This window comes from Gilvimarinus sp. 2_MG-2023 (assembly GCF_030547685.1).
GTDB lineage: Bacteria > Pseudomonadota > Gammaproteobacteria > Pseudomonadales > Cellvibrionaceae > Gilvimarinus.
Window position 1 is genome coordinate 13,903 of record NZ_JAUOQM010000007.1, and the last position, 21,810, is coordinate 35,712.

Here is a 21,810-nt window from a genome sequence, read left to right on the forward strand (position 1 = left end):
TGCGAGTTTGCCGTCAGTCTCCAAGGGGCAAACGATCTTTGCCCTGCTTGTGTGTATCCAGCGTGTGCTTTATGCGGCGCAGTGTCTCTCGGCTTTTACGTTTTTGGCGCACCGCCAACTCTGTTACTAATACATCGAGAGCGGCGAGCATCACATAACGCGACGCACTGGGTTTAAAAATAAAATCGGTTTCCATCGATTCGATTGGCAACAAACAATCCACCATATTGCCCAGAGGCGAATTCTGTACGGTAATCCCCACCAACTTGGCGCCGTACTCGCGGGCGATTTCTGCCGCCGCTTGCACATCTGGGCTGTAACCCCCAGCCGACAAGCAGATCACGACATCGTTAGCTTCAAGGGTTGCGGCTGCCATTCGCATCAGCATGGGGTCCGAGTAGGCGGTGGCACTCACCCCCAGTCGGAACAATCGATACTGACATTCCTGCGCCAATACGGTGGAGCCGCCGCCCACCCCAAATACAACGATTTGCCGAGCCGCGACCATGGCCTCCACGGCGGGCTCAACCACTGCATCGGTGATTAGTGCCGCACTGTGCTCTAAAGCAACTTGCACCGCTTCAAATACCGCGTGCTTCCCATCCAGCTCCGTGGGCGGCTCGCTGTAAAACCGCTGGCCGATCGCCACCGATTGGGCCAATCGCAATTTCAAATCGCGTACGTTTTTACAATCCACCGCGCGGGCAAAACGGGTAATACTGGCCTCACTGACCCCAGCCTTAGCCGCCATATCACTGATACTGGCTTGTGAGGCAAACTGTAGGTCGGCCAAAATCATTTTGGCGATTTTCTGCTCGGCATCACGCAGTTGTCCGTACAGAGTGTTAATGCGCGATACGATGTCTAGATCATGAGTCATTACCCGTCTCCTCGCCCGCACAATAATGGTCGATTACCCAGCCTGGCTGGCGTTATTATGCACCCAATGAAATTATGTATCAACATTTGACCATCTTTACTGTTATTTAATATCATAAGCAATTGCAACACTTCACTTTACCGGCCTGGGCCACCCTATGACGACCACGCAAGACACAACTCATTCACTCAGCGACAAAGGGATTGTGATTACCGCGCAAGCGGCGCCTTACTTGTTAGACGAAGCCATCAGCTTACCTGCAGCGGTATTATACCAGTCGCGGCTGACCAACAATCTTAGCTGGATGCAGCGCTTTGCCGACGCACAAGGCGTCAAACTGGCCCCACACGGCAAGACCACAATGACCCCAGCACTGTTTCAACAACAATGCGAGCAAGGAGCCTGGGGCCTTACCCTTGCCACTCCTCCGCAAGTTGCAGCGGCGGCCGAAGCGGGCACCCGGCGTGTTCTTATGGCTAATCAGTTGGTTGGCCACGCCAATATGCAGCTCATCAGCCAGCTGCTGGAAAACCCTCAACTGGATTTTCACTGCCTGGTAGATAGCCGCGCTAATGTGGAAGCACTGAATCGATTCTTTACCAGCCGCGGCCAAACGCTCAATGTCATGATTGAGATGGGCGCCGACGGGGGACGCTGCGGTTGTCGCACCAGCGAGCAGGCACTGGCACTGGGCCACGCCATTGCCCAGCAACCCGCCCTAAACCTAACCGGCATTGAAACTTACGAGGGCGTCATTAGTGGCCCCAATGCCCCGGCGCGTATTCGCCAACACCTGACATGGGTGCTTAAAACGGCGCAGGAGGTATACGGGCAGGGATTATTTACCGGCGCCAAGGCCATCCTTACCGGCGCCGGATCCGCGTGGTACGACTTGGTCGTGGAGGTATTCAGCCAGGCCGACCCCGATACATTTACAACCGTTATTCGCCCCGGCTGCTACCTGATTCACGACCAGGGTATTTACCTTGAAGCACAACAAAACGTACGACAACGATTGGGGGACACTTGTACGATACCGGGCGACTTACAATCTGCCCTTGAGATTTGGGCCTATGTGCAATCGCTGCCCGAAGCGGGAGTGGCCATTATTGGGCTGGGCAAACGCGACTGCGCCTTTGATGCCGGCCTCCCCCAACCCACCTTACATTTTCGCCCTATGGATGACACCCCAAAACCGGCACCATCATCTTGGCAGGTGGTAAAGATCATGGATCAGCACGCCACCATGACCATACCCAGCGACAGCAATCTGCGCGTGGGCGATATGATTGCCTTTTCTACCTCGCACCCCTGCCTTACCTTCGACAAGTGGCGACAGCTGCATGTCATTGATGACCAATTCCGAGTACTGAATACCATCGACACTTTTTTTTAATGAGCGGCATAACGATGAAACGGATTACCACTTTTTTGCTTTTGGCCTTCGCGGTAGTGAGCCTAAAGGCTACGGGGCACACTCACACCACCCCAGTCGCCGCCGCGCTTATGCCACAACCGCAATTGGTTACCACCGAAGAAGGTCTGCTGCATTTAACCGGTATACCAAGCATTAAAATAATAGGGTCAAACAGCGACAGACTAATCGCAGCTGGCCAGCGTTTTACTGAGCGCTTTAGTCGCCAAACCGGCCTTACCCGTTCAATGCCAAACACGCTATTAACCTTGCGTATACGTAACTCTGCACTGCCTCTGCTGAACAAAAAAAGCGAGTCTTATACGCTTGCAATAACCCCCCAAGGCATCACCCTAAACGCTGCCACTGAGCTTGGTGCCTTGCGCGGCTTGCAAACATTGCTGCAATGGGTCGGCATAAACCAAGGGCCGAACTTGGCCTTACCCTCGGCCGTAATTCGTGACCAACCGCGCTTTGCCTGGCGCGGTTTGCTACTGGATTCGGTGCGGCACTTTTTACCGGTGACAGATATTAAGCGACAACTTGATGGCATGGCCGCAGCTAAGCTCAATGTATTGCACTGGCATTTAACCGATGACCAAGGCTGGCGTTTTGAATCTAGCGCTTATCCGCGCCTGCACACCGTTGCCAGTAATAACGGCCAATTTTATAGCCGCCAACAAATAACCGACGTCGTAAACTACGCGCACGCACGCGGTATTTACGTGTTGCCCGAAATTGATATGCCGGGGCACGCCAGCGCCATTGCACTGGCCTACCCGGAGCTTATGTCCGCCCCCGGCCCCTACCGGGCGGAAGATCGCTGGGGCGTACACAAGCCGCTACTCAACCCCGCCAACCCCGAGGTCTACCAATTCGCCCAAGCGATTTTACAAGAAGTTGCCGAGCTGTTTCCATTTCCCTATGTGCACATCGGCGGCGATGAAGTTGACCCGGAACACTGGCAAAATAATCCGAACATTCAAGCCTTTGCCCGAGCTAATAATCTGCCGGATACCCACGCACTACACGCCTACTTTAATCGACAACTGTCCGATATTCTCTCGCAACTGAACCGGGCGATGATCGGCTGGGACGAAGTACTGCACCCCGAGCTTGCCCCCGGTACCATTGTGCAGTCCTGGCAGGGACCGGATGCTCTGGGCCGGGCGATCAATATGGGTTTTCCCGCACTGTTATCGACCGGCTTTTATCTCGACCAACCGCAGTACGCCAACTATCACCACCGCGTCCGCTTTTTACCGCAGCCGATTGATATCGACACCACCCCGGCCGACAACGAAAGCTGGAGCAGTTGGCGCTTTATGGTACCGCGCAAACGCGGCAGTGATGTACAAGGGCAATTGACAGTGATTGGCGAAGAGGAAAATGCTCGCGGCTTTATTGATTTTCAAGGCAAGTCGCGTCAGGTAGTGCAGAACCTTCGCCGACAAGACGGCGACATACAGTTTAATGTCGATACCTGGATGGGGCCGGTGGCAGCCACTCTCACCACCACGCAAAACCAGCTGTACGGAACACTGCAGGTAGGCAATGCCCCCTACACGTTAACCGGCGAGCGTGAGGCAGGCAGCGATATCGCTCACAGCCGCATCCCTGTGCCACAGCCCAAAGATTATATCGACAGCGACAAACAACACTTACTGCTCGGTGGCGAGGCTGCACTGTGGAGTGAAATGGTTGATCGTACCAATTTGGATTTACGCTTGTGGCCGCGCGGTTTTGTGGTTGCCGAGCGTTTGTGGTCCGACGCCTCGGTCAGAGAAGAAAAATCCTTGCTACAACGTTTGCGCGCTGTGGCGAATTGGTCAGTGCACTCTGTGGGCTTGCAGCATGATGAGCAGCAAAAAAATAAACTGGCAACTCTGGCTCCCAAGGCCGAGTTATCCACCTTACTGACGGTCAGCTCTGCCTTAGAACCGGCACACTATTATCATCGCCACCACGAAAAATCCGTGCACGAAACCTATTCGCGGCGCGACCGGCTCGACCGCCTGGCCGACGCCTTGCCCGCACAAAGTGATACCGCCATAGAGTTTGCACAACAGGTAAACGCCTGGCTCACTGCCACCAATGACAAAGCGCAAACGGCTGCCCTGCAAACGCAGCTGCGCGCTTGGAAAAAAGCCAGTGAGGCATTGAATAACACCACTGACAATAATGAACTACAGGCATTGAATGCCAGTGTGTACGACATCAGTTGCGCGGGGCTTACACTCATCAAACATATTCAGGCCAGACAAACACTTGAGCCCGACCAGCTAACAGACATTCGTAACCATCTCAACACAGCACTCAGGCTTCAACACGAAATCATCGTAGCGGCGGCGTTTGGAGTAGAACGGCTCTTTCTCCACTCGCAGACCATGCCACCTCAAGGACAATAACCATGCGACAAAAAAAACTTAATAATATTTTTATCAATACACTCGTCGCAGTAAGCCTTGGCGCCTGCGCACACAGTTTTGCCGCCGACAGCATCGACTGGGTAGAGGAGAATACGTTTACCCAAGGGGTGGAGGGGCCGGTGGTGGGACCGGATGGCACACTCTACGCGGTCAATTATCAACGCGAAGGCACCATCGGCCAAGTGTTGGCTAAAAACCAAGCCAGCTTGTGGTTAGCATTACCCGAGGGCAGCACCGGCAACGCGCTGCGTTTTGCCCCCGATGGCAGCATGCTGGTCGCCGATTACACCGGCCATAACATTCTGCGCATTGAACCTAAAACCCAAGTGGTAACTGTGTTGGCCCACAACACCAAAATGAACCAACCCAATGATATTGCGGTAGCAGCCAGCGGGTATATTTACGCCAGCGACCCCAACTGGGCCGAGAGCACCGGCCAGCTATGGAGGATTAATCGCAACGGCGATACTACGTTACTCGAGACCAACATGAGCACGACTAATGGTATAGAGTTATCCCCCGCTGGCGACACGCTCTACGTTAACGAAAGCGTAGCACGCAAAGTTTGGGCTTACGATGTGAATAATGAAGGCGAGCTCGACAATAAACGAGAGTTTTATACCTTTGCCGACTACGGCTTAGACGGCATGGCCTGCGATGAAAACGGCAATGTGTATATTGCCCGTTACGGCGCCGGCACCATTGTCGTACTGTCGCCGCAAGGTGAACTGATTAAAACCGTGGCGTTAACCGGCCAATATCCCACCAATATTACCTTCGGCGGTGAAGGCAACAAGCGGGCGTTTGTCACCATGCAAAAGCGCGGTGCGATTGAGAGCTTTTTGATTGATTGAACGGTTTTGCATTCGGAGCGGTGTGTTTAAATATTTTTTGCTTGTGTATTATTTAAATTGTTGAGCGTCACTATGGGCGCGCTTAAGTCCGGCCCATTACAAATGTTGATCAACCGTGGAGACCATAGCCGCGATACCACCGCCTTTCAGTTTGGCCACTAATTCGGCTAAATCAGCCAGTTGCGCGCGCTCGATAAGTTGCTCGCTGTCTGGCTGCAGGCGCCCCTTGCTGATCATCGATTCCACAAACGTTGTACTAGTGCCTAAAAATTCAGCACTTTCTTGAATAGACAGTCGTTCTTTCATACCGCAATACCTTCGGTTAACAATTTTTGGGGCAGTAGATCAAAGACAGATGGCACAGTGTTCGATACCGACACCCTGTGCCATAATACCTGCTTTGATTTATCCCTGTGCATAAAAGGTAGGCCAATCAGCCATGAGTAAAGGAATTCTGTACACCGTTTCTGCCCCTTCCGGCGCAGGGAAAACCAGTTTGGTCAATGCTCTGGTGCAGTCCAACCCAGAAGTGTGCGTGTCAGTTTCTCATACCACCCGCCCCATTCGCCCCGGCGAGCAAAATGGCGTTAACTATCATTTTGTCAGCCACGATGAATTTGAATCCATGCTGGCCGAGTCTGCCTTTTTGGAGCACGCCGAGGTGTTTGGCAACTGGTACGGCACCTCACAACAGTGGGTAGAACAAACGCTGGCCAGCGGCATGGACGTCATTTTGGAAATTGACTGGCAGGGCGCGGAGCAGGTGCGCAAATTAATGCCCGATACTGTCAGCCTGTTTATTCTGCCCCCCTCCCTACCGGCCTTAAGACAACGCCTAACCGGCCGCGGCCAGGACGACCCGGCGGTGATCGAAGGACGAATGAATGAGGCGATTAACGAAATCTCCCACTATGTAGAGGCGGATTATTTAATCGTTAATGACGATTTCACCACCGCCTTGGCACAACTGCAGGCACTGATTACCAGCCAGCACCTGCGCCAAGTGGTGCAGGCCGATCGCCATAAAAATCTGCTGGCCGAACTGTTAAACAGCCAATAACGTAAAATAGCTTTTACTATCGCGCGTTTTGTGTACAATATCGCCCCCGCTCGCGACCGCCCTCGCTGGCTCTTAGCGTCACTTTGACGCATAATAGTCTCAAAGGCCGCGAATATCGCGAGCTCCCAATCAAGCATTACGAAACGGAAACACTCATGGCACGTATTACTGTTGAAGATTGTCTCGATCATGTCGACAACCGCTTTGAACTGGTTATGGTAAGCAGCAAACGCGCTCGCCAAATTGCGGTGGGCGGCAAAGAGCCTCACGTGGCAGAAGAAAACGACAAGCCAACGGTTATCGCGCTGCGCGAAATCGAAGAGGGTTTTGTCGATGCCAGCATTTTGCTTGAGCGCGATGAACCAGCACCCGCACCGCAAATGGAAGAGAGCAACTTCGAGCCTCAACCCCCTATGTAATGAACCTTAATTCGATCGGAGGACCCCATTGTTAACCATTGAGGCACTGAGCCACAGACTTTCGTCCTACTTAGAGCCCCCTCAGATCGAACAGGTCAAACGCGCCTATTTTTACGCTGAACAAGCGCACGATGGGCAGAAGCGCCGCTCGGGTGAAGATTATATTACTCACCCGCTGGCGGTTGCGGATATCCTCTCCGGCATGCACATGGATCACCAGAGCCTGATGGCCGCCATGCTGCACGATGTGATTGAAGACACCGGCATCCCCAAAAAAGCCATCGCCAAACAATTTGGCGATACCGTTGCCGAATTGGTGGATGGGGTCAGCAAGCTCACCCAGATTGAGTTTGAATCACACGCTGAAAAACAAGCCGAGAACTTTCAAAAAATGGCACTGGCCATGGCCGATGATCTGCGGGTTATTTTGGTCAAGCTGGCCGACCGTCTGCACAATATGCGTACTCTGGGCGCCATGCCGCCACACAAAAAACGCCGCATCGCCAAAGAGACACTGGAAATCTACGCACCCATCGCTCATCGCCTGGGTATGAACGATTTGCGTCTGGAGTTTGAAGACCGCGGCTTTTACGCCATGTACCCGCTGCGCGCCACCCGCATGCAGGCGGCCCTCAAAACGGCCCGCGGCAACCGCAAAGAGCTGGTGGAGCAGATTCAAACCGCCATTGAAAAGCGTCTAAACCGAGAAAAAATTACCGCGGTGGTCATTGGGCGAGAAAAACATCTTTTTAGCATTTATCAAAAAATGCGGCAAAAGAAGAAGTTTTTCAAAGAGATAATGGATGTTTACGCCTTTCGCATTATCGTCGACAGTATCGATGCCTGCTACCGCGCGCTGGGCATGATTCACAACCTGTACAAGCCCGTGGCGGGCGAATTTAAAGATTATATTGCCATCCCCAAGGCCAACGGCTATCAATCTCTGCACACAGTATTGGTGGGCATGCACGGCGTACCCATCGAGGTGCAAATTCGCACCAAAGAAATGGACGAAATGGCCAACACGGGTATTGCGGCTCACTTCTTGTACAAGTCCGACAGTGATGACTCGCTCAGCAGCAGCCACAATCGCGCCCGCCAATGGGTCCAGGGCCTGTTGGAAATGCAGCGCCGCGCCGGCGATTCGCTAGAGTTTATTGAAAACGTAAAAATCGACCTGTTTCCGGATGAAGTCTATGTCTTCACCCCCAAAGGTCGCATTGTCGAGCTGCCCCACGGTGCCACGGCGGTGGACTTTGCCTATGCGGTACACACAGACATCGGCAATACCTGTGTGGCCTGCCGTATTAATGGCCGCTTGGCTCCGCTGTCGCAACCACTGCGCAGTGGCCAAAAAGTCACTATCATTACCGCGCCCGGCGCGCAGCCCAACCCCAGCTGGCTGGACTTTTCTATCTCCGGTAAAGCGCGTAGCTCCATTCGCCACTTCTTAAAAAACCAACGCCACCACCAGTCGGTTGCCTTGGGCAGAAAAATGCTCAGCCGCGCCCTGGGGGACCTCGACCTCGACATCGACCAGCTGACCGAAGAGCAAACCCAAAAATTGCTGCAACCCACAGGCGCCCAATCACTCGAAGCGCTGTGCGAAGATATTGGCCTCGGCAACCGTATCGCCTTTGCGGTGGCTAAACTGTTACAACCAGATGCCGATATCGACCCACGCGGTGGCAGCATTTATTCGCCACTGTCTATCGATAGTTCGGACGGTGTATTAATCACTTTTGCCAAATGCTGCCGGCCCATTCCCGGCGACCCAATTCTCGGCCATATCAGCTCGGGTAAAGGCCTGGTGATTCACCAGGATACCTGCCATAACCTGGCTGAATTCCGCGACAATCCCGAGAAAATCAGTCACGTTAACTGGGCGCCAACCGTCACCGGTGAATTCTTGGTGGATATTCGCGCCGAGGTGGAATCGGAACGGGGCATTATTGCCACACTGGCGACTCGCATTACCGAGCAAGGCGCCAGCATCGAGCATATTCACGTCAATGAGCGCGACGCCCACAACAGCGTCATCAACCTGTGCATCGGCGTGAAAAATCGTATCCACCTGGCCAATATCATGCGCCGGGTACGCAATCTGAGCTTCGTTATTCGCATTCACAGAGCGAAAAATTAACCCTCTTGGCCCACCGCCAGGCTTAGGTTTATACTTGGTCGCTTTTACTGCAACGGATGAATCATGCCCAATAAAGCTGTTATACACACTGAAAATGCCCCCGAGGCTATCGGCACCTACTCGCAGGCGGTAAAGGTTAACGCCACCGTTTACTTATCGGGGCAAATCCCCCTCGACCCCAATACCATGGAGTTGATCAGCGACGATTTTGCCGAGCAGGCCGAGCAAGTGTTTAAAAACATTGCGGCTGTATGCGCCGAGGCTGGCGGCAGCCTGCAGGATATTGTGAAGCTCAATCTCTATTTGACCGATCTCGGCAACTTCCCCATCGTCAATGAGGTTATGGCCCGCTACTTCGAACAGCCTTACCCCGCGCGCGCCGCCATTGGTATCAGCCAGCTACCCAAGGGCGCTCAAGTCGAAGCCGACGGCATTATGGTTACCGCTGGATAACAGTGGTAAAACCCGCTTGAAAACTGCGGTAAATAAACTCAAACCCGGTGGCCAACAGCCGCCGGTTATCGACGCGTTTATTGAGGCTATCTGGCTCTTCTGTGGTTGGCTCTGGCGCACCCAGCTGCCCGGCCAACCAATGCACCACCTCGCCTTGAGTGGGCGCCTGCCCGTCGCTGAGCAAATAGATGGCGGCCGGCTCTGGCACTTCGTACAGTAAATGATCCAGCGCACGGGCCGCATCATCGATATGCATTCGGTTGGTAAAGGCACCACTGGCCCGCACAGCGCCGTCTAACACTCTAGTGATCAGCCGCTCCCGCCCCGGGCCATAGAGCCCGGCCGGCCGCGCCACAACCACCGGCAACCCCGAGTGGCGCAGCACCTCTTCAGCCTCCAGCAGACGCTGACCGGAGAACCGCTGCGGTTGCGTTAAAGAAGTTTCATTCACCCAGCTTCCGTCCGTCTGGCCATAGACCGAGGTACTGCTCACCAATATCACCCGCTTGGGCGCGGGCAGATCATCGTAGGCCCGAACTAAGTTTTGGCACAATTGCACATAGCCTTGCCGATAGCCATGATCACTTCGCTCACTGGGAGTCGGGCACAGCAACACTCGCTCATACCCCTCACTTATTACCGCTTTGAGATCGGTCAACCGGGTGTAATCGCCTCTTACGTAGCGGATAGTGGCGCAGGCTGGTGCGTTTTGAATCCGGCGCCTCATGCCTGTAATAGCAACGCTGCGCTCAGCCGAAAATTGCGCCAGTCGACGTCCTAAATCGCCACATCCAATAATTAATAGTTTTTCGCTATCCATTTTGCTAGATTAGTAATAGTTGATGAATTTTAAACCCAGTGGGCCACCATGACTCTGACCGAACTGCGCTATATCGTAACTCTAGCTCAAGAACAACATTTTGGCCGTGCCGCCGAGCGCTGCTTTGTCAGCCAACCGACACTTAGCATTGCGGTAAAAAAACTCGAAGAAGAGCTGGGTGTGGCTTTGTTTGAGCGCTCTAAATCGCGAGTGTCCGCCACCCCTTTGGGTGAAAAAATAGTGGCCCAGGCCAACCTGGTACTAGAGCAAACCTCCGCCATTAAAGACATTGCCAGCGAGGGTAAAGATCAGCTGTCCAGCCCGCTCAGTATCGGCGCAATTTTTACTATCGGCCCCTATCTGCTGCCCTATTTCATACCCGAGCTGCAGCGCAACGCCAGTGCGATGCCACTTTACGTAGAAGAGGGCTACACCGCCACTCTACGCACTAAATTACGCAAGGGCGAGCTGGATGTAATAATCGTTGCTCTACCCTTTACCGAGGCAGATGTAGTGACCCAGCCACTGTACGAAGAACCCTTTGTGGTGCTGATGCGTAAAGACCACCCACTGGCCAGTCAGGCGTCGGTTGCCCCGCAGGGGCTCGACCAAGAAGAGGTTCTGCTACTCGGCGAAGGCCATTGCTTTCGCGATCAGGTCTTAGAAACCTGCCCTAATCTGAAAGTGTCCATGGAGCAGAGCAGGCCATCGGGCGGCGGCAAGGTACGCACCGCCGCCGAAGGCAGCTCACTGGAGACTCTGCGCCATATGGTCGCCTCGGGGCTGGGTATTACCATCCTCCCAATCTCTGCCGCCCAAACCACAGGCTACAGTGAAGATGTACTGGTCACTCGCCCCTTCTCGGGTGAGCCCCCCAAGCGCACGGTGGCTTTGGCCTGGCGGGCCAGCTTTCCTCGCTTTAAGGCGGTGGACGCGTTGCGCAGCGCCATCCGCAGCTGCCAACACAATAACCCACTGATTAAAATCATTAACTAAACGCTATGAATGGCGGGGCTCACACTCTGGCCGAAGTGCCGGTTTCGACCTTAAAAGGGGTGGGGCCGGCGCTGAGCGAGAAACTTGCCAAGCTCGGTATCCAGACCCTCGGCCAGCTCTTATTTCATTTGCCCAGCCGCTATTTGGATCGCACCCGGGTGCAACCCATCGGTGGCCTACAGCCGGGCATCAGCGCCGTTATTGAAGCCGAGATAAGAGCCTGCGATGTACTCTATGGCCGGCGCCGTTCATTGGTGTGTAAAGTGCAAGACAACACCGGCACCCTAACGCTGCGCTTTTTTCATTTTACCGCCGCGCAAAAACAGCGCCTGATTGCGGGGGCCCGCCTACGCTGCTTTGGCGAGCTGCGCCGCGGCGGATCGGGGCTCGAAATAGTACACCCGGAATACGAGGTGTTGGATCGGGGCCAACCCAAACCCTTAGAACAGAGCTTTACGCCCCATTACCCCACCACCGAGGGGCTGACGCAACCGAGAATTCGCGCCCTGATGGAGCAGGCGCTGGTCCGGCTCGAACAGCAGCCTATCGCTGAGCTTTTACCCGAGGCCCTTACCCGTTCACTGGGGCAGGTGCCGCTGAGCCAAGCGCTCAAGCTCTTGCACAAGCCGCCTTTGAATACTGACTTACAAGCTATTAGCGAAGGTACGCACCCCTATCAACAGCGTTTGGTATTTGAGGAGTTGCTGGCCCATCAACTGAGCATGCTCATGTTTCGCCACAGCGCAAAACGCGCCACTGCTACCCCCCTGCAAGACGCAACGGGGTTGACCGAGCAGTTTAAAGAGCAACTGCCGTTTGCCCTGACCGCCGCCCAACAGCGAGTAACCGCTGAGATTATGACTGATTTAGCCCAACCCGAGCCCATGCTCCGGCTGGTGCAAGGGGATGTGGGCTCGGGCAAAACCGTAGTGGCCGCGCTGGCAGCACTGGCCGCAGTTGCCAGTGGGCAGCAGGCGGTGATTATGGCCCCCACCGAAATTCTGGCCGAGCAGCACTACGCCAATTTTAGCCAGTGGTTGAGCCCACTGGGCCTGCAGGTCAATTATCTGAGCGGGCGTCAAAAAGCGGCGGCACGACGCGAATCGCTCAGTGCGGTCGCTCAAGGCGAGGCGCATATTGTGGTGGGCACACACGCGGTGTTTCAAGAAGACGTACAATTTGCCCGGCTCGCGCTGGCTATTATCGACGAACAGCATCGGTTTGGTGTACACCAACGCTTGGCCCTCAGTGACAAAGCGCCGCCAGGCACTACGCCGCACCAGTTAATCATGACCGCCACGCCTATTCCACGCACCCTGGCCATGAGCGCCTACGCCGACCTGGATTGCTCAGTCATCGACGAGCTGCCACCGGGGCGCACGCCCGTCAGCACCGTGGTCATTTCCGACCAGCGCCGCGCCGAGGTGATAGAGCGCGTTAATACCGCCTGCCAGGATGGGCGACAGGCCTACTGGGTGTGCACCCTTATTGAAGAGTCTGAGGCGCTGGAGGCACAGGCCGCCGAGGCCACCTGCGAGCTGCTGCAATCGTGCCTGCCCAACGCCCGGGTGGCGCTGGTACACGGGCGTATGAAAAGCCGCGAAAAAGAGGCGGTGATGACCGCCTTTAAGGCCGGCGAGATCGACCTGCTAGTGGCCACCACCGTGATTGAGGTCGGAGTCGACGTTCCCAATGCCAGCTTGATGATCATCGAAAACCCCGAGCGCCTGGGCCTGTCGCAGCTGCACCAATTGCGCGGCCGGGTCGGGCGCGGAGCCACTGCCAGCCACTGCGTCTTACTCTACGGCTCGCCCCTGTCTAACCACAGTAAAGAGCGCCTGCGGGTGATGCGCGAAAGCAGCGATGGGTTCTATATCGCCGAGCAAGATCTGGAGCTGCGAGGGCCGGGGGAGGTACTCGGCACCCGACAAACCGGGGCCATGCAATTTCGCATTGCCGATTTGGGTCGCGACGCCTATTTGCTACCTCAGGTGAAGGCGGCGGCCGAGTCGATGCTCCGGCACCACCTCGGCCACGCTCAGGCGCTGTTGCAACGCTGGCTCAGCGGTCGGGAAAAATATCTCGGCGCCTAAGCTAAAAAGTGTCTTGTGCGAACTATAATCACTCAGTAGGGCATAATCGGCGTTTATCGGAAAAATATGCACTCGGTCACAAATGGCATGAAAAGACACACGATAAACGTCACTATTTACTGCTAATCTAGTAGATAGACTAGATACATTACGCATTGATTCAGAGCACTGCATAAGCTGTGGCTAAATCGAACTACTTGTTCACAGGAGAGACACCGTGCCAGTACCTACCAGCGTAGAATCGCTACTCAGCAGTCAAAACATTCGTTATGACTTAGCTGCTACGCCCAATGATAACGACAATCGATCACTCTGGCACGATCAACACCTGCGCAATGTTGGCGCGGCAAAATCGATTTTATTGCAAGATGAAGTCGGCCGGGTGCAAGTGGTGATTGCCGCCAACACACTGCTCGATTTAAACGCAGTGAGCCGCCAACTCAACCGTGAACTACAAGCGGCCAGTGCACAGGAACTCAAACAATTTTGCGACGCCAATCATTTCCAGTCCGTTCCCGCTTTGCCGCAAGTGGCCGGACTGTTAACTTTGGTGGATCAAGCGCTACTCGATCGCGATGAGTTGCTACTAGATTCTGGTGATAACGAACAACTGATCCATGTGCAAAGCGCCGATTTTCAACAGACTCTTAATGACGCTATCGTATGTGACATCTCTGTCCCTCTCGCTCCACTGGAGGCGGATAACAGCCAGGCGGATGATCTGGCCAATATCAACAGCGCCATTCAAAACTTTACCCAGATGCGCATTAAGCAGCGGCTGGAAGAAACCTTAGAATTACCGCCTTTATCCGATACCGCCCAGCGTATTATCAAATTGCGGGTCGACCCCAATGCCGATATCTCGGATTTAGCGCAAATTGTCGAAACCGACCCCAGCCTGGCTGCACAGGTAGTTAGCTGGGCCGCCTCGCCTTACTACTCGGCGCCGGGCAAAATTAAATCCATTCACGATGCCATAGTTCGGGTGCTCGGCTTTGATATGGTACTCAATCTCGCCTTGGGATTAGCGCTGGGCAAAACCATATCTATGCCCAAAGACAGCCCCAATGGCGAACTTGCCTACTGGCATCAGTCGGTCTATATGGCCGCCACCATCGAAGGCCTGGTCACCGCCATTCCTCGCGACCAACGGCCCAGCTTTGGCATGGCCTACCTAACCGGCTTACTGCACAATTTTGGCATGTTGGTGATGGCTGAGGTATTTCCACCCCATTACACTAAATTTTGCCGCCTGAGCGAAGCCAACCCGCACACCACACCGCAAGCCATCGAACGGCATATACTGGGCATGACTCGCGATCAAGTTGCCGGCTGCTTAATGGAGCTCTGGTCGATGCCCGAAGAGGTGGTGGTTGGTATCCGTCATCAACAAAACCCGGAGATCACGGGCGAGCACGCAATTTATGCCAAACTGATCTATATCGCCAAGTGCCTGCTGCGCCAGCATGGTATTGGCAATGGTCCCAAGGTAGACATCCCCCAATCCTTACTGGATGAGCTGCACTTAAATAAAGATAAGGCCGAGGCCACAGTGGCCAATATCATCGAGTCCACAGACGAGTTAGAGCATATCGCCAGCGCTCTATCCCCCAGTTAACCGGCACCGACAACCCCAGAACGACCCCAATAAAAAAACCGGCTTATCGCCGGTTTTTTTATCTTTCCGCCCTGCGCTCTAGGGTGAGGGTGGGGCAGCGAATTTTTCCCGATCCAGCAGCGATTCACTGTTGGCGACCACACTACTGACGGTAGCATCACCGGTGATATTGACCGAGGTACGCAGCATATCCAGCAGGCGATCAACGCCGATAATCATGGCAATCCCCTCAACAGGTAATCCGGCTTGTTGCAATACCATGGTCAGCGTAATCATGCCCACACCCGGCACCCCAGCGGTACCGATAGAGGCTAGGGTCGCGGTAAGCACCACCATCAAATAACCGCCAATGCCCACATCAATACCGTAGGCCTGGGCAATAAACACGGTTGCCACCCCCTGCATAATAGAGGTGCCATCCATATTAACGGTGGCCCCCAAAGGCAGAGTGAAAGACGCGACTTTATTATCCACCCCCAACTTGTCACGCACAGTGGTCAAGGTAAATGGCAGGGTAGCGTTACTGGACGCGGAGCTAAAACCAAACAACAGCACCGGAAACAGCTTGCGAAAGAAGTGCAGGGGGTTTAGCCCAGCCAAGAGTTTTAACAAGCCGGGGTAAACAATAAAACACTGCACCATCAGCACCACCACGACGGTACCGAAATACCAAGCTAAATTGCGAATCACCCCCACACCCTCACCGGCAAATAATTTAGCCAGCAAGCAAAACACGCCATAGGGGGCAAAGTGCACCAGTATCAGCACCATCTTCATGACCACCTGATTGAGGTTGTTAAAAAACTCAACCATGGGCCTGGCACTGTCACCACTGCGAGAAATGGCAATTCCGAGTAGAACCGAGAACACAATCACTTGCAGCATATTGCCCTCGGCCATGGCCTGCACCGGGTTGTCGGGAAAGATATTGACCAACGTCTCTTTGATTGACGGTGCTTGAGGGGTAATCGCTACCGACGTAACGTCCGGTTCAATGCCCTCCCCCGGGGCTATTAAAGTGGCTACCGTAATGGCTAGACTGATCGCAATAGCGGTAGTGATCAAATACAGACCAATGGTTTTGATCGCCAATGAGCCCATGCGGGCATGATTTCCCAGCGCCGAGGTGCCACACACCAGCGACACAAATACCAATGGCACAACCAATAATTTCAGCGAGGCAATAAAAATACTACCCACCGCGTCAAACACACCATCCACTAAAAAGACTTGAACCCAGCTGTTGTCCGCCCCGCCCGACAGTGCATTTAAACCGAGCCCGGACAAGATGCCGAGCACCATGGCGATAAGTATTCGTTTTGTTAAACTCACAGAAATAACTCCTGAACTGCACTGCGCAAAGCATGCACAGGCCGATATGTAATAGTGTGCCAATCTGGCACCTGAATAATATCACCGGTACGCGGATGGCGACCGATTCGGTGACTGACCTTAAAAGTCACAATGCCCGGCACAGCGGGAACCCAATAGAGGCCCAGCTTTGCCAACTAGCTCGTTCGCCGCGATAGGCGTTAACCCGATAACTGCACCATTGACCACGACCCACTCTGCTCTTTTCATAAGTATTGGACTCTTTTTCTATAGCCAGCCGGCATTTTTTATAATTCGCCATTATTATTCACACCTAAACCCCGTTGATGTAAACGATGCGCCATTAAACCAAGGCCTAAGCCCGCGGTAAAGCATACAACGCTATCACGCCAGCAACAGGGGCTGTTAGAATAGCCGCCGTTGTCACTGAGCTTTGCTGGGGTTTGTGTTGTCTCTGTATGCCACCGATTGTCGCCACTTAATATCGCGCTTATACCCTTTGCGACGGGGCGGATTTGGGCTGTGGCAAAACACAGGTCGCTGTTTTCAACTACCCAGTCATCTTCGCTCTTGGCTGACCGACCCGAGCTCCCTGACCGCCCGCTTAAACCAACTGGGCGGCAAGCCAATCAGTGTGCACATAGTGCAACAGGGGTGGGGCAGGCCAAGCTTGAGCGAGGCCAACACTTTGGGTATTGCCCCGCATAGTGCATGCTTGGTGCGCGAGGTGATACTGCGCGGGCCACAACAGCAGCCCTGGGTGTTTGCCCGCAGCTTATTTCCCGCCACCAGCCTTAAGGGACCACTCAAACATCTTCGCCATTTGGGCCGCCGCCCCCTAGGTGGCTATTTATTTAGCCATGCTCAGCTGGGCCGCTCAGCGTTACAATTGGCACTGCTGCCCCCAACTGGGTTGGTGCCCGAGGCGTTACAGGGCTCAAGCGCACTTTGGGGCCGCCGCTCGGTGTTTACTTTGCACAACAAGAAACTACTGGTGAGCGAGATTTTTCTGCCCGCCTTTGAACACACTCTGACCAGGACAGACTAAATGCGTAACCGACTGATGCTGTTCGTGCAATTAACAAGGCTCAATCGTCCGATTGGCTGGTTGTTGGTGTTATGGCCCACTCTATGGGCGCTCTGGTTGGCCAGTGATGGGACGCCGAGAATTGACCTGCTGATCATTTTTAGCTTGGGGGCAATCGTAATGCGCTCGGCTGGCTGTATCATTAACGATATTGCCGACCGCAAATTGGATGGTCATGTAAAGCGCACTCAAGACCGACCTCTAGCTCTCGGCCAGCTGCAACTAAGTGAAGCCTGGGCAGGCTTCGCTGCGCTGGTGTTTATTGCCATCATTTTAGTATTACTGACCAATACATTAACGATGTTGCTAGCCGTCGGCGCACTCGTTCTCGCCAGTGTTTACCCCTTTATGAAGCGCTATACCCATTTGCCACAACTGATATTGGGAGCAGCGTTTGCCTGGAGTATTCCCATGGCCTTTGCCAGCGTGCAAGAAACGGTGCCGGTAGAGGCCTGGCTGGTGTACTTCACTGTGGTTATCTGGACCATGGTCTACGATACTTTTTACGCTATGGTGGATCGGGATGATGATATTCAAATAGGCATCAAATCCACAGCCGTCTTATTTGGCGAGCAAGATCGACTGATTACCGCCACCTTGCAAATTCTAGTCGTGGGTGGCCTGCTAATGATGGCCCCTCGATTTGAGCTCAATGCACTTTATTATCTTGGCGTTGCCACGGCGAGCGCCCTGTTTATTTACCAGCAGCGACTGATTCGGTATCGTCAGCGCAGCCAGTGCTTTAAAGCGTTCTTAAACAACCACTGGGCACAGCTGGCCATACTGCTAGGCATCATTGCCGGTCAGCTACCTTTATAGAAAACACCACATTGTGGCAAATCGATCCCGTTACTGTCATAAATATGCAACAATTAATACATTAAATACGCTTGCGCCGTCGGTTAACGCACCTTGGTCATTAATGACCGTTCCGACATTGAGATTTTATCTTTCCGTATTTTAATGGATCACAGGCAGGCACTATGACAAGTCGTACCATTCTCATCGTTGATGACGAATCCGCCATTCGCGATATGCTGCGTATCGCTCTGGAAATGGCGGAATACCGCTGCCTAGAGGCCAGTAACGCACAGGATGCTCACGGCCTGATTGTGGATGAAAAACCCGATCTCATATTATTGGACTGGATGATGCCCGGCACCAGTGGTATTGAGTTGGCGCGCCGGTTAAAGCGCGATGAGGTCACCGCTAACATTCCCATTATTATGCTGACCGCTAAAGGCGAGGAAGATAATAAAATTCAGGGGTTGGAAGTGGGTGCCGATGATTACATCACCAAGCCTTTCTCTCCACGCGAACTGGTAGCACGCCTCAAAGCAGTTTTGCGCCGCACCGACCCCCAATCCAGCGGCAAACCCATTAAGGTTCAGGGGTTGTGCCTGGATCCCGCCAGCCATCGCGTCACCATCAATGAGCGCGAAGTGGATATGGGGCCTACCGAGTTTCGGCTGTTGCAGTTTTTTCTGACCCATCAAGAGCGAGCTTATACCCGCGGCCAATTGTTGGATCACGTGTGGGGTGGTAATGTTTACGTGGAAGAGCGTACGGTCGATGTCCATATTCGTCGTCTGCGCAAAGCGTTAACCGTAGATCAGCACGAAAACCTGGTACAGACCGTACGCGGTACAGGCTATCGATTTTCCACTAAGGTCGGCTAATAATCGCGGCTCGTAAACCCGCGCCACATAGAGCTGTCCAGTCAGTAAGGTTATCATTTGTTGCAAGGATTTCACGCCGAAGTTAAACGCCTACTACTATTGCTCGCGATGGCGTCCATTATCGGTTTACTGATCGATCAACTGGCCATCACACTGTTGCTCGCTGTCGCATGGTACACAGGTTGGAACCTCTGGCAAATGCTGCGTCTGAGTATTTGGCTGCAAGGCAAGCGCAAAAGTCAGCCTCCCGAGTCCACCGGACTTTGGGGGGAGGTTTTTGACGCTATCTATCACCTACAGCGCCGCCAGAAGCGCGAAAAAAACAATCTGCAAGCGGTGATCAACCGTGTTCAGGAAACCACCTCCGCTCTAAAGGACGGGGTTATTTTGCTAGACTGGCGCGGCCAGCTAGACTGGTGGAACCCAGCCGCGCAGCGACTGCTTGGGTTTTACAACTCCGATCAGGGCCAGTCAGTGGTGAATTTTATACGCGATCCACGTTTTGTCGATCACTTTGAGCAAGGTGATTATAGCGAGCCGCTGGATATTCCCTCGCCACGCTTTCCCGATAAGCGACTGCAGTTTCAAATCACCCGTTTTGGTAAGAATGAACGCCTTATCGTTGTGCGCGACATTACTCAGATTTTCCATTTGGAGCAGATGCGCAAGGATTTTGTCGCCAATGTGTCGCACGAATTACGAACCCCGTTAACGGTGATTAGCGGCTACCTCGAAACCATGGCCGACAACAATACCACCCCCGCCTGGAGCCGGCCATTTGAACAAATGCAGCAGCAATCGAAACGCATGTCACTGCTGATTAACGATCTGATTATGCTCTCCAAGCTCGAAACCACAGACACCGGCTTTAACCAGAAGCGGCTGGAACTTGGACCTCTATTGCAGACGATCAAAGCCGAAGCCATGGTGTTGGCCTCCGACAAACAGCAAACCATTACTCTGGATATGACGCCAGAGCTCAGTGTCGTCGGCACCGAAAAAGAACTGCACAGTGCTTTTTCCAATTTGGTCATTAACGCGGTCAAATACACCCCTGAACAAGGCGCAATCGCCATGCGCTTATGGCGCAGCGGCCCGCATATCTATTTTTCGGTCACCGACAACGGAGCGGGGTTTGAATCTAAACATATCCCGCACTTAACAGAGCGTTTTTATCGTGTGGATGCCAGTCGCAACAGTAAAACCGGCGGCACCGGCCTTGGCCTTGCCATTGTGAAACATGTTTTGCTCCGGCACGATGCCGAGCTGCAGATTCACAGCGAAGTGGGTAAAGGCAGTGTATTCACCTGTATTCTTCCTGCTAACGATGGCCGCACCGGCCTGCGGCCTAGGGACAAATAACCCACTTCGCGCTACACTAGCTGCAACCCCATTGGCGTTTCCCTGAACGGGGCCAAACAAACCCAAGGCATTTGCTTTGTCAGGCAGATAATAATAAATTCGGTCATAGCGACCGGACAATCACTGACCGAGCGGGCACTTAACCGACCATTGAGTCTTTATGCGAAGATTTCTGATCACCACAGCCCTCTGTCTGGCCATTTGGCCGGCCTATGCTACCCACCTAAACGTGCAGGAGCGGTTTGTCTATACCCCCTGTGGCGAGCGCGTCGTCTTAATGGGCCCCAACCGCATGGTGTATCGAATGGACCGCACGGGCTTGTCGAGCTTTGCCGAGATCGCCAAAACAGGAGCCAACAGTGTGCGACTTATCTGGACGGTTGAGGGCACCGCCGAAGAATTGGATACGGTTTTGCGCAATGCCCGCGAGCAACGATTATTCCCCATTGTCGAGGTGCACGACGCCAATGGCGACTGGTCAACCCTTACGGGACTGGTGGACTACTGGCTGCGCCCCGACATTGTGGCCACCGTCGCCCGCCACCAAGCCTATACCATTGTCAATATTGGCAACAACGCAGGCGATATGGCTGCCCTGAAGCAATACATAGACGGCTACACTCAAGCCATACAACAGTTGCGCAGCGCTGGGTATAATACTCCACTCATGATAGATGCGCCGGGGTGGGGCAAAGATATTGACGCTCTGCAATCTGCCGCCCCAGACCTACTGGCCGCTGACCCACAGAATAATATTCTGCTATCGGTGCATATGTGGTGGCCAAAGATGTGGGGTTACGACGCCGAGCGCGTACGCCAAGAAATCATACAATCGGTAGAAGCCGGGTTACCCCTTATTATTGGCGAATTTGGCAACCGCTGGGACGACACCGACGGTGGGGAAATTCCCTATCGAGCCATTATTAAGACAGCTTTGGAATTTGACATTGGCTTTATGCCTTGGTCTTGGGGCCCCGGCAATAAACCACAACAACACTTGGATATGACCGACGACGGCACCCTACAGGGCTTAACCGGGTGGGGACGGGAAATCATGTTGGATGAGCCCTACGCCATAGCACACAATGCAGTCACACCGAACTGGCATTGCATGACAAGCCAAGAACCTGCACCATAAAGCTTTGCGGCCCGACCTCGAGCATACAAACTG

General features: G+C 53.9%; 20 protein-coding genes. 15 read left to right on the top strand and 5 right to left on the bottom strand.

What is annotated here, in order from left to right; all coding sequences use genetic code 11:
• Positions 1-13 precede the first annotated feature (13 nt).
• On the bottom strand, positions 14-880 hold the full coding sequence (locus tag Q4526_RS01675; protein ID WP_215974988.1) for a MurR/RpiR family transcriptional regulator: 867 nt from the start codon (positions 878-880) through the stop codon (positions 14-16).
• A 157-nt stretch (positions 881-1,037) separates the two neighbouring features.
• Here Q4526_RS01675 and Q4526_RS01680 point away from each other — a divergent pair, with 157 nt between their 5' ends.
• The 3 genes from Q4526_RS01680 to Q4526_RS01690 are packed head-to-tail and all read left to right on the top strand — an operon-like array spanning position 1,038 to position 5,577.
• A complete protein-coding gene (locus Q4526_RS01680) occupies positions 1,038-2,276 on the top strand; it encodes an amino acid deaminase (protein WP_215974989.1) in 1,239 nt (412 codons plus the stop codon).
• Between the two features lie 14 nt (positions 2,277-2,290).
• Positions 2,291-4,702: a beta-N-acetylhexosaminidase gene (locus tag Q4526_RS01685; RefSeq protein ID WP_215974990.1), complete on the top strand. Its 2,412-nt coding sequence runs from the start codon at positions 2,291-2,293 to the stop codon at positions 4,700-4,702.
• 2 nt (positions 4,703-4,704) lie between these two features.
• Positions 4,705-5,577 (top strand): SMP-30/gluconolactonase/LRE family protein, encoded by an 873-nt coding sequence (locus Q4526_RS01690; RefSeq protein WP_215974991.1) that lies wholly within the window; start codon positions 4,705-4,707, stop codon positions 5,575-5,577.
• A gap of 96 nt (positions 5,578-5,673) precedes the next feature.
• On the opposite strand, the gene Q4526_RS01695 is transcribed toward Q4526_RS01690, so the two are convergent.
• Entirely contained in the window at positions 5,674-5,883 is a 210-nt protein-coding gene (locus Q4526_RS01695; RefSeq protein ID WP_215974992.1) for a hypothetical protein, read from the bottom strand.
• A 133-nt stretch (positions 5,884-6,016) separates the two neighbouring features.
• Between Q4526_RS01695 and gmk the strand changes: the two genes are divergently transcribed.
• From gmk to Q4526_RS01715, 4 genes are all read left to right on the top strand, one after another.
• The gene (gmk, locus tag Q4526_RS01700) at positions 6,017-6,637 is read left to right on the top strand and encodes a guanylate kinase (protein WP_215974993.1); all 621 of its coding nucleotides are present in this window, start codon (positions 6,017-6,019) and stop codon (positions 6,635-6,637) included.
• A gap of 155 nt (positions 6,638-6,792) precedes the next feature.
• The gene (gene rpoZ / locus Q4526_RS01705) at positions 6,793-7,056 is read left to right on the top strand and encodes a DNA-directed RNA polymerase subunit omega (RefSeq protein WP_215974994.1); all 264 of its coding nucleotides are present in this window, start codon (positions 6,793-6,795) and stop codon (positions 7,054-7,056) included.
• Positions 7,057-7,084: 28 nt separating this feature from the next.
• Positions 7,085-9,199: a bifunctional GTP diphosphokinase/guanosine-3',5'-bis pyrophosphate 3'-pyrophosphohydrolase gene (gene spoT, locus Q4526_RS01710; protein WP_215974995.1), complete on the top strand. Its 2,115-nt coding sequence runs from the start codon at positions 7,085-7,087 to the stop codon at positions 9,197-9,199.
• Positions 9,200-9,262: 63 nt separating this feature from the next.
• Positions 9,263-9,652, top strand: coding sequence for a RidA family protein (locus Q4526_RS01715; RefSeq protein WP_215974996.1), 390 nt, complete (start codon positions 9,263-9,265; stop codon positions 9,650-9,652).
• Here Q4526_RS01715 and Q4526_RS01720 read toward each other — a convergent pair.
• Positions 9,639-10,472, bottom strand: a complete 834-nt coding sequence (locus Q4526_RS01720) for an SDR family oxidoreductase (protein ID WP_215974997.1) — start codon at positions 10,470-10,472, stop codon at positions 9,639-9,641. The two genes, Q4526_RS01715 and Q4526_RS01720, sit on opposite strands and share 14 nt — an antisense overlap.
• Before the next feature lie 48 nt (positions 10,473-10,520).
• Between Q4526_RS01720 and Q4526_RS01725 the strand changes: the two genes are divergently transcribed.
• The 3 genes from Q4526_RS01725 (at position 10,521) to Q4526_RS01735 (ending at position 15,179) form a co-directional block, all read left to right on the top strand.
• Positions 10,521-11,468: a hydrogen peroxide-inducible genes activator gene (locus tag Q4526_RS01725; RefSeq protein ID WP_215974998.1), complete on the top strand. Its 948-nt coding sequence runs from the start codon at positions 10,521-10,523 to the stop codon at positions 11,466-11,468.
• 5 nt (positions 11,469-11,473) lie between these two features.
• The gene (gene recG / locus Q4526_RS01730) at positions 11,474-13,561 is read left to right on the top strand and encodes an ATP-dependent DNA helicase RecG (protein ID WP_215974999.1); all 2,088 of its coding nucleotides are present in this window, start codon (positions 11,474-11,476) and stop codon (positions 13,559-13,561) included.
• A 217-nt stretch (positions 13,562-13,778) separates the two neighbouring features.
• Positions 13,779-15,179 carry an aminoacyl-tRNA deacylase and HDOD domain-containing protein gene (locus Q4526_RS01735; RefSeq protein WP_215975000.1) on the top strand — a complete coding sequence of 467 codons (1,401 nt, stop codon included), beginning with the start codon at positions 13,779-13,781 and terminating at the stop codon, positions 15,177-15,179.
• A gap of 78 nt (positions 15,180-15,257) precedes the next feature.
• On the opposite strand, the gene Q4526_RS01740 is transcribed toward Q4526_RS01735, so the two are convergent.
• Both Q4526_RS01740 and Q4526_RS16455 read right to left on the bottom strand, forming a co-directional pair.
• Complete coding sequence (locus tag Q4526_RS01740) at positions 15,258-16,511, bottom strand: dicarboxylate/amino acid:cation symporter (RefSeq protein WP_215975001.1); 1,254 nt, start codon at positions 16,509-16,511, stop codon at positions 15,258-15,260.
• A complete protein-coding gene (locus Q4526_RS16455; RefSeq protein WP_368411080.1) occupies positions 16,508-16,654 on the bottom strand; it encodes an HU family DNA-binding protein in 147 nt (48 codons plus the stop codon). Before Q4526_RS16455 ends, Q4526_RS01740 begins: the two co-directional genes overlap by 4 nt.
• A 305-nt stretch (positions 16,655-16,959) precedes the next feature.
• Here Q4526_RS16455 and Q4526_RS01745 point away from each other — a divergent pair, with 305 nt between their 5' ends.
• The 5 genes from Q4526_RS01745 (at position 16,960) to Q4526_RS01765 (ending at position 21,777) form a co-directional block, all read left to right on the top strand.
• The gene (locus Q4526_RS01745) at positions 16,960-17,559 is read left to right on the top strand and encodes a chorismate lyase (RefSeq protein WP_215975003.1); all 600 of its coding nucleotides are present in this window, start codon (positions 16,960-16,962) and stop codon (positions 17,557-17,559) included.
• Positions 17,560-18,417 carry a 4-hydroxybenzoate octaprenyltransferase gene (ubiA, locus tag Q4526_RS01750; RefSeq protein ID WP_215975004.1) on the top strand — a complete coding sequence of 286 codons (858 nt, stop codon included), beginning with the start codon at positions 17,560-17,562 and terminating at the stop codon, positions 18,415-18,417.
• Between the two features lie 164 nt (positions 18,418-18,581).
• Positions 18,582-19,277, top strand: coding sequence for a phosphate regulon transcriptional regulator PhoB (gene phoB, locus Q4526_RS01755; protein WP_215975005.1), 696 nt, complete (start codon positions 18,582-18,584; stop codon positions 19,275-19,277).
• A gap of 57 nt (positions 19,278-19,334) precedes the next feature.
• Positions 19,335-20,639, top strand: a complete 1,305-nt coding sequence (phoR, locus tag Q4526_RS01760; RefSeq protein WP_215975006.1) for a phosphate regulon sensor histidine kinase PhoR — start codon at positions 19,335-19,337, stop codon at positions 20,637-20,639.
• Positions 20,640-20,799: 160 nt separating this feature from the next.
• Entirely contained in the window at positions 20,800-21,777 is a 978-nt protein-coding gene (locus tag Q4526_RS01765) for a cellulase family glycosylhydrolase (RefSeq protein WP_215975007.1), read from the top strand.
• The last annotated feature ends 33 nt before the right edge of the window (positions 21,778-21,810 follow it).

What these genes read in the sequence shown, in the direction of transcription:
- gmk (WP_215974993.1), top strand. Translation starts at nt 6,017, where the DNA reads ATGAGTAAAGGAATTCTGTACACCGTTTCTGCCCCTTCCGGCGCAGGG.
- Q4526_RS01685 (WP_215974990.1), top strand. Translation starts at nt 2,291, where the DNA reads ATGAAACGGATTACCACTTTTTTGCTTTTGGCCTTCGCGGTAGTGAGC.
- Q4526_RS01690 (WP_215974991.1), top strand. Translation starts at nt 4,705, where the DNA reads ATGCGACAAAAAAAACTTAATAATATTTTTATCAATACACTCGTCGCA.
- Q4526_RS01725 (WP_215974998.1), top strand. Translation starts at nt 10,521, where the DNA reads ATGACTCTGACCGAACTGCGCTATATCGTAACTCTAGCTCAAGAACAA.
- Q4526_RS01765 (WP_215975007.1), top strand. Translation starts at nt 20,800, where the DNA reads ATGCGAAGATTTCTGATCACCACAGCCCTCTGTCTGGCCATTTGGCCG.
- phoB (WP_215975005.1), top strand. Translation starts at nt 18,582, where the DNA reads ATGACAAGTCGTACCATTCTCATCGTTGATGACGAATCCGCCATTCGC.
- Q4526_RS01720 (WP_215974997.1), bottom strand. Translation starts at nt 10,472, where the DNA reads ATGGATAGCGAAAAACTATTAATTATTGGATGTGGCGATTTAGGACGT.
- rpoZ (WP_215974994.1), top strand. Translation starts at nt 6,793, where the DNA reads ATGGCACGTATTACTGTTGAAGATTGTCTCGATCATGTCGACAACCGC.
- recG (WP_215974999.1), top strand. Translation starts at nt 11,474, where the DNA reads ATGAATGGCGGGGCTCACACTCTGGCCGAAGTGCCGGTTTCGACCTTA.
- Q4526_RS01680 (WP_215974989.1), top strand. Translation starts at nt 1,038, where the DNA reads ATGACGACCACGCAAGACACAACTCATTCACTCAGCGACAAAGGGATT.
- Q4526_RS01675 (WP_215974988.1), bottom strand. Translation starts at nt 880, where the DNA reads ATGACTCATGATCTAGACATCGTATCGCGCATTAACACTCTGTACGGA.
- Q4526_RS01695 (WP_215974992.1), bottom strand. Translation starts at nt 5,883, where the DNA reads ATGAAAGAACGACTGTCTATTCAAGAAAGTGCTGAATTTTTAGGCACT.
- Q4526_RS01715 (WP_215974996.1), top strand. Translation starts at nt 9,263, where the DNA reads ATGCCCAATAAAGCTGTTATACACACTGAAAATGCCCCCGAGGCTATC.
- ubiA (WP_215975004.1), top strand. Translation starts at nt 17,560, where the DNA reads ATGCGTAACCGACTGATGCTGTTCGTGCAATTAACAAGGCTCAATCGT.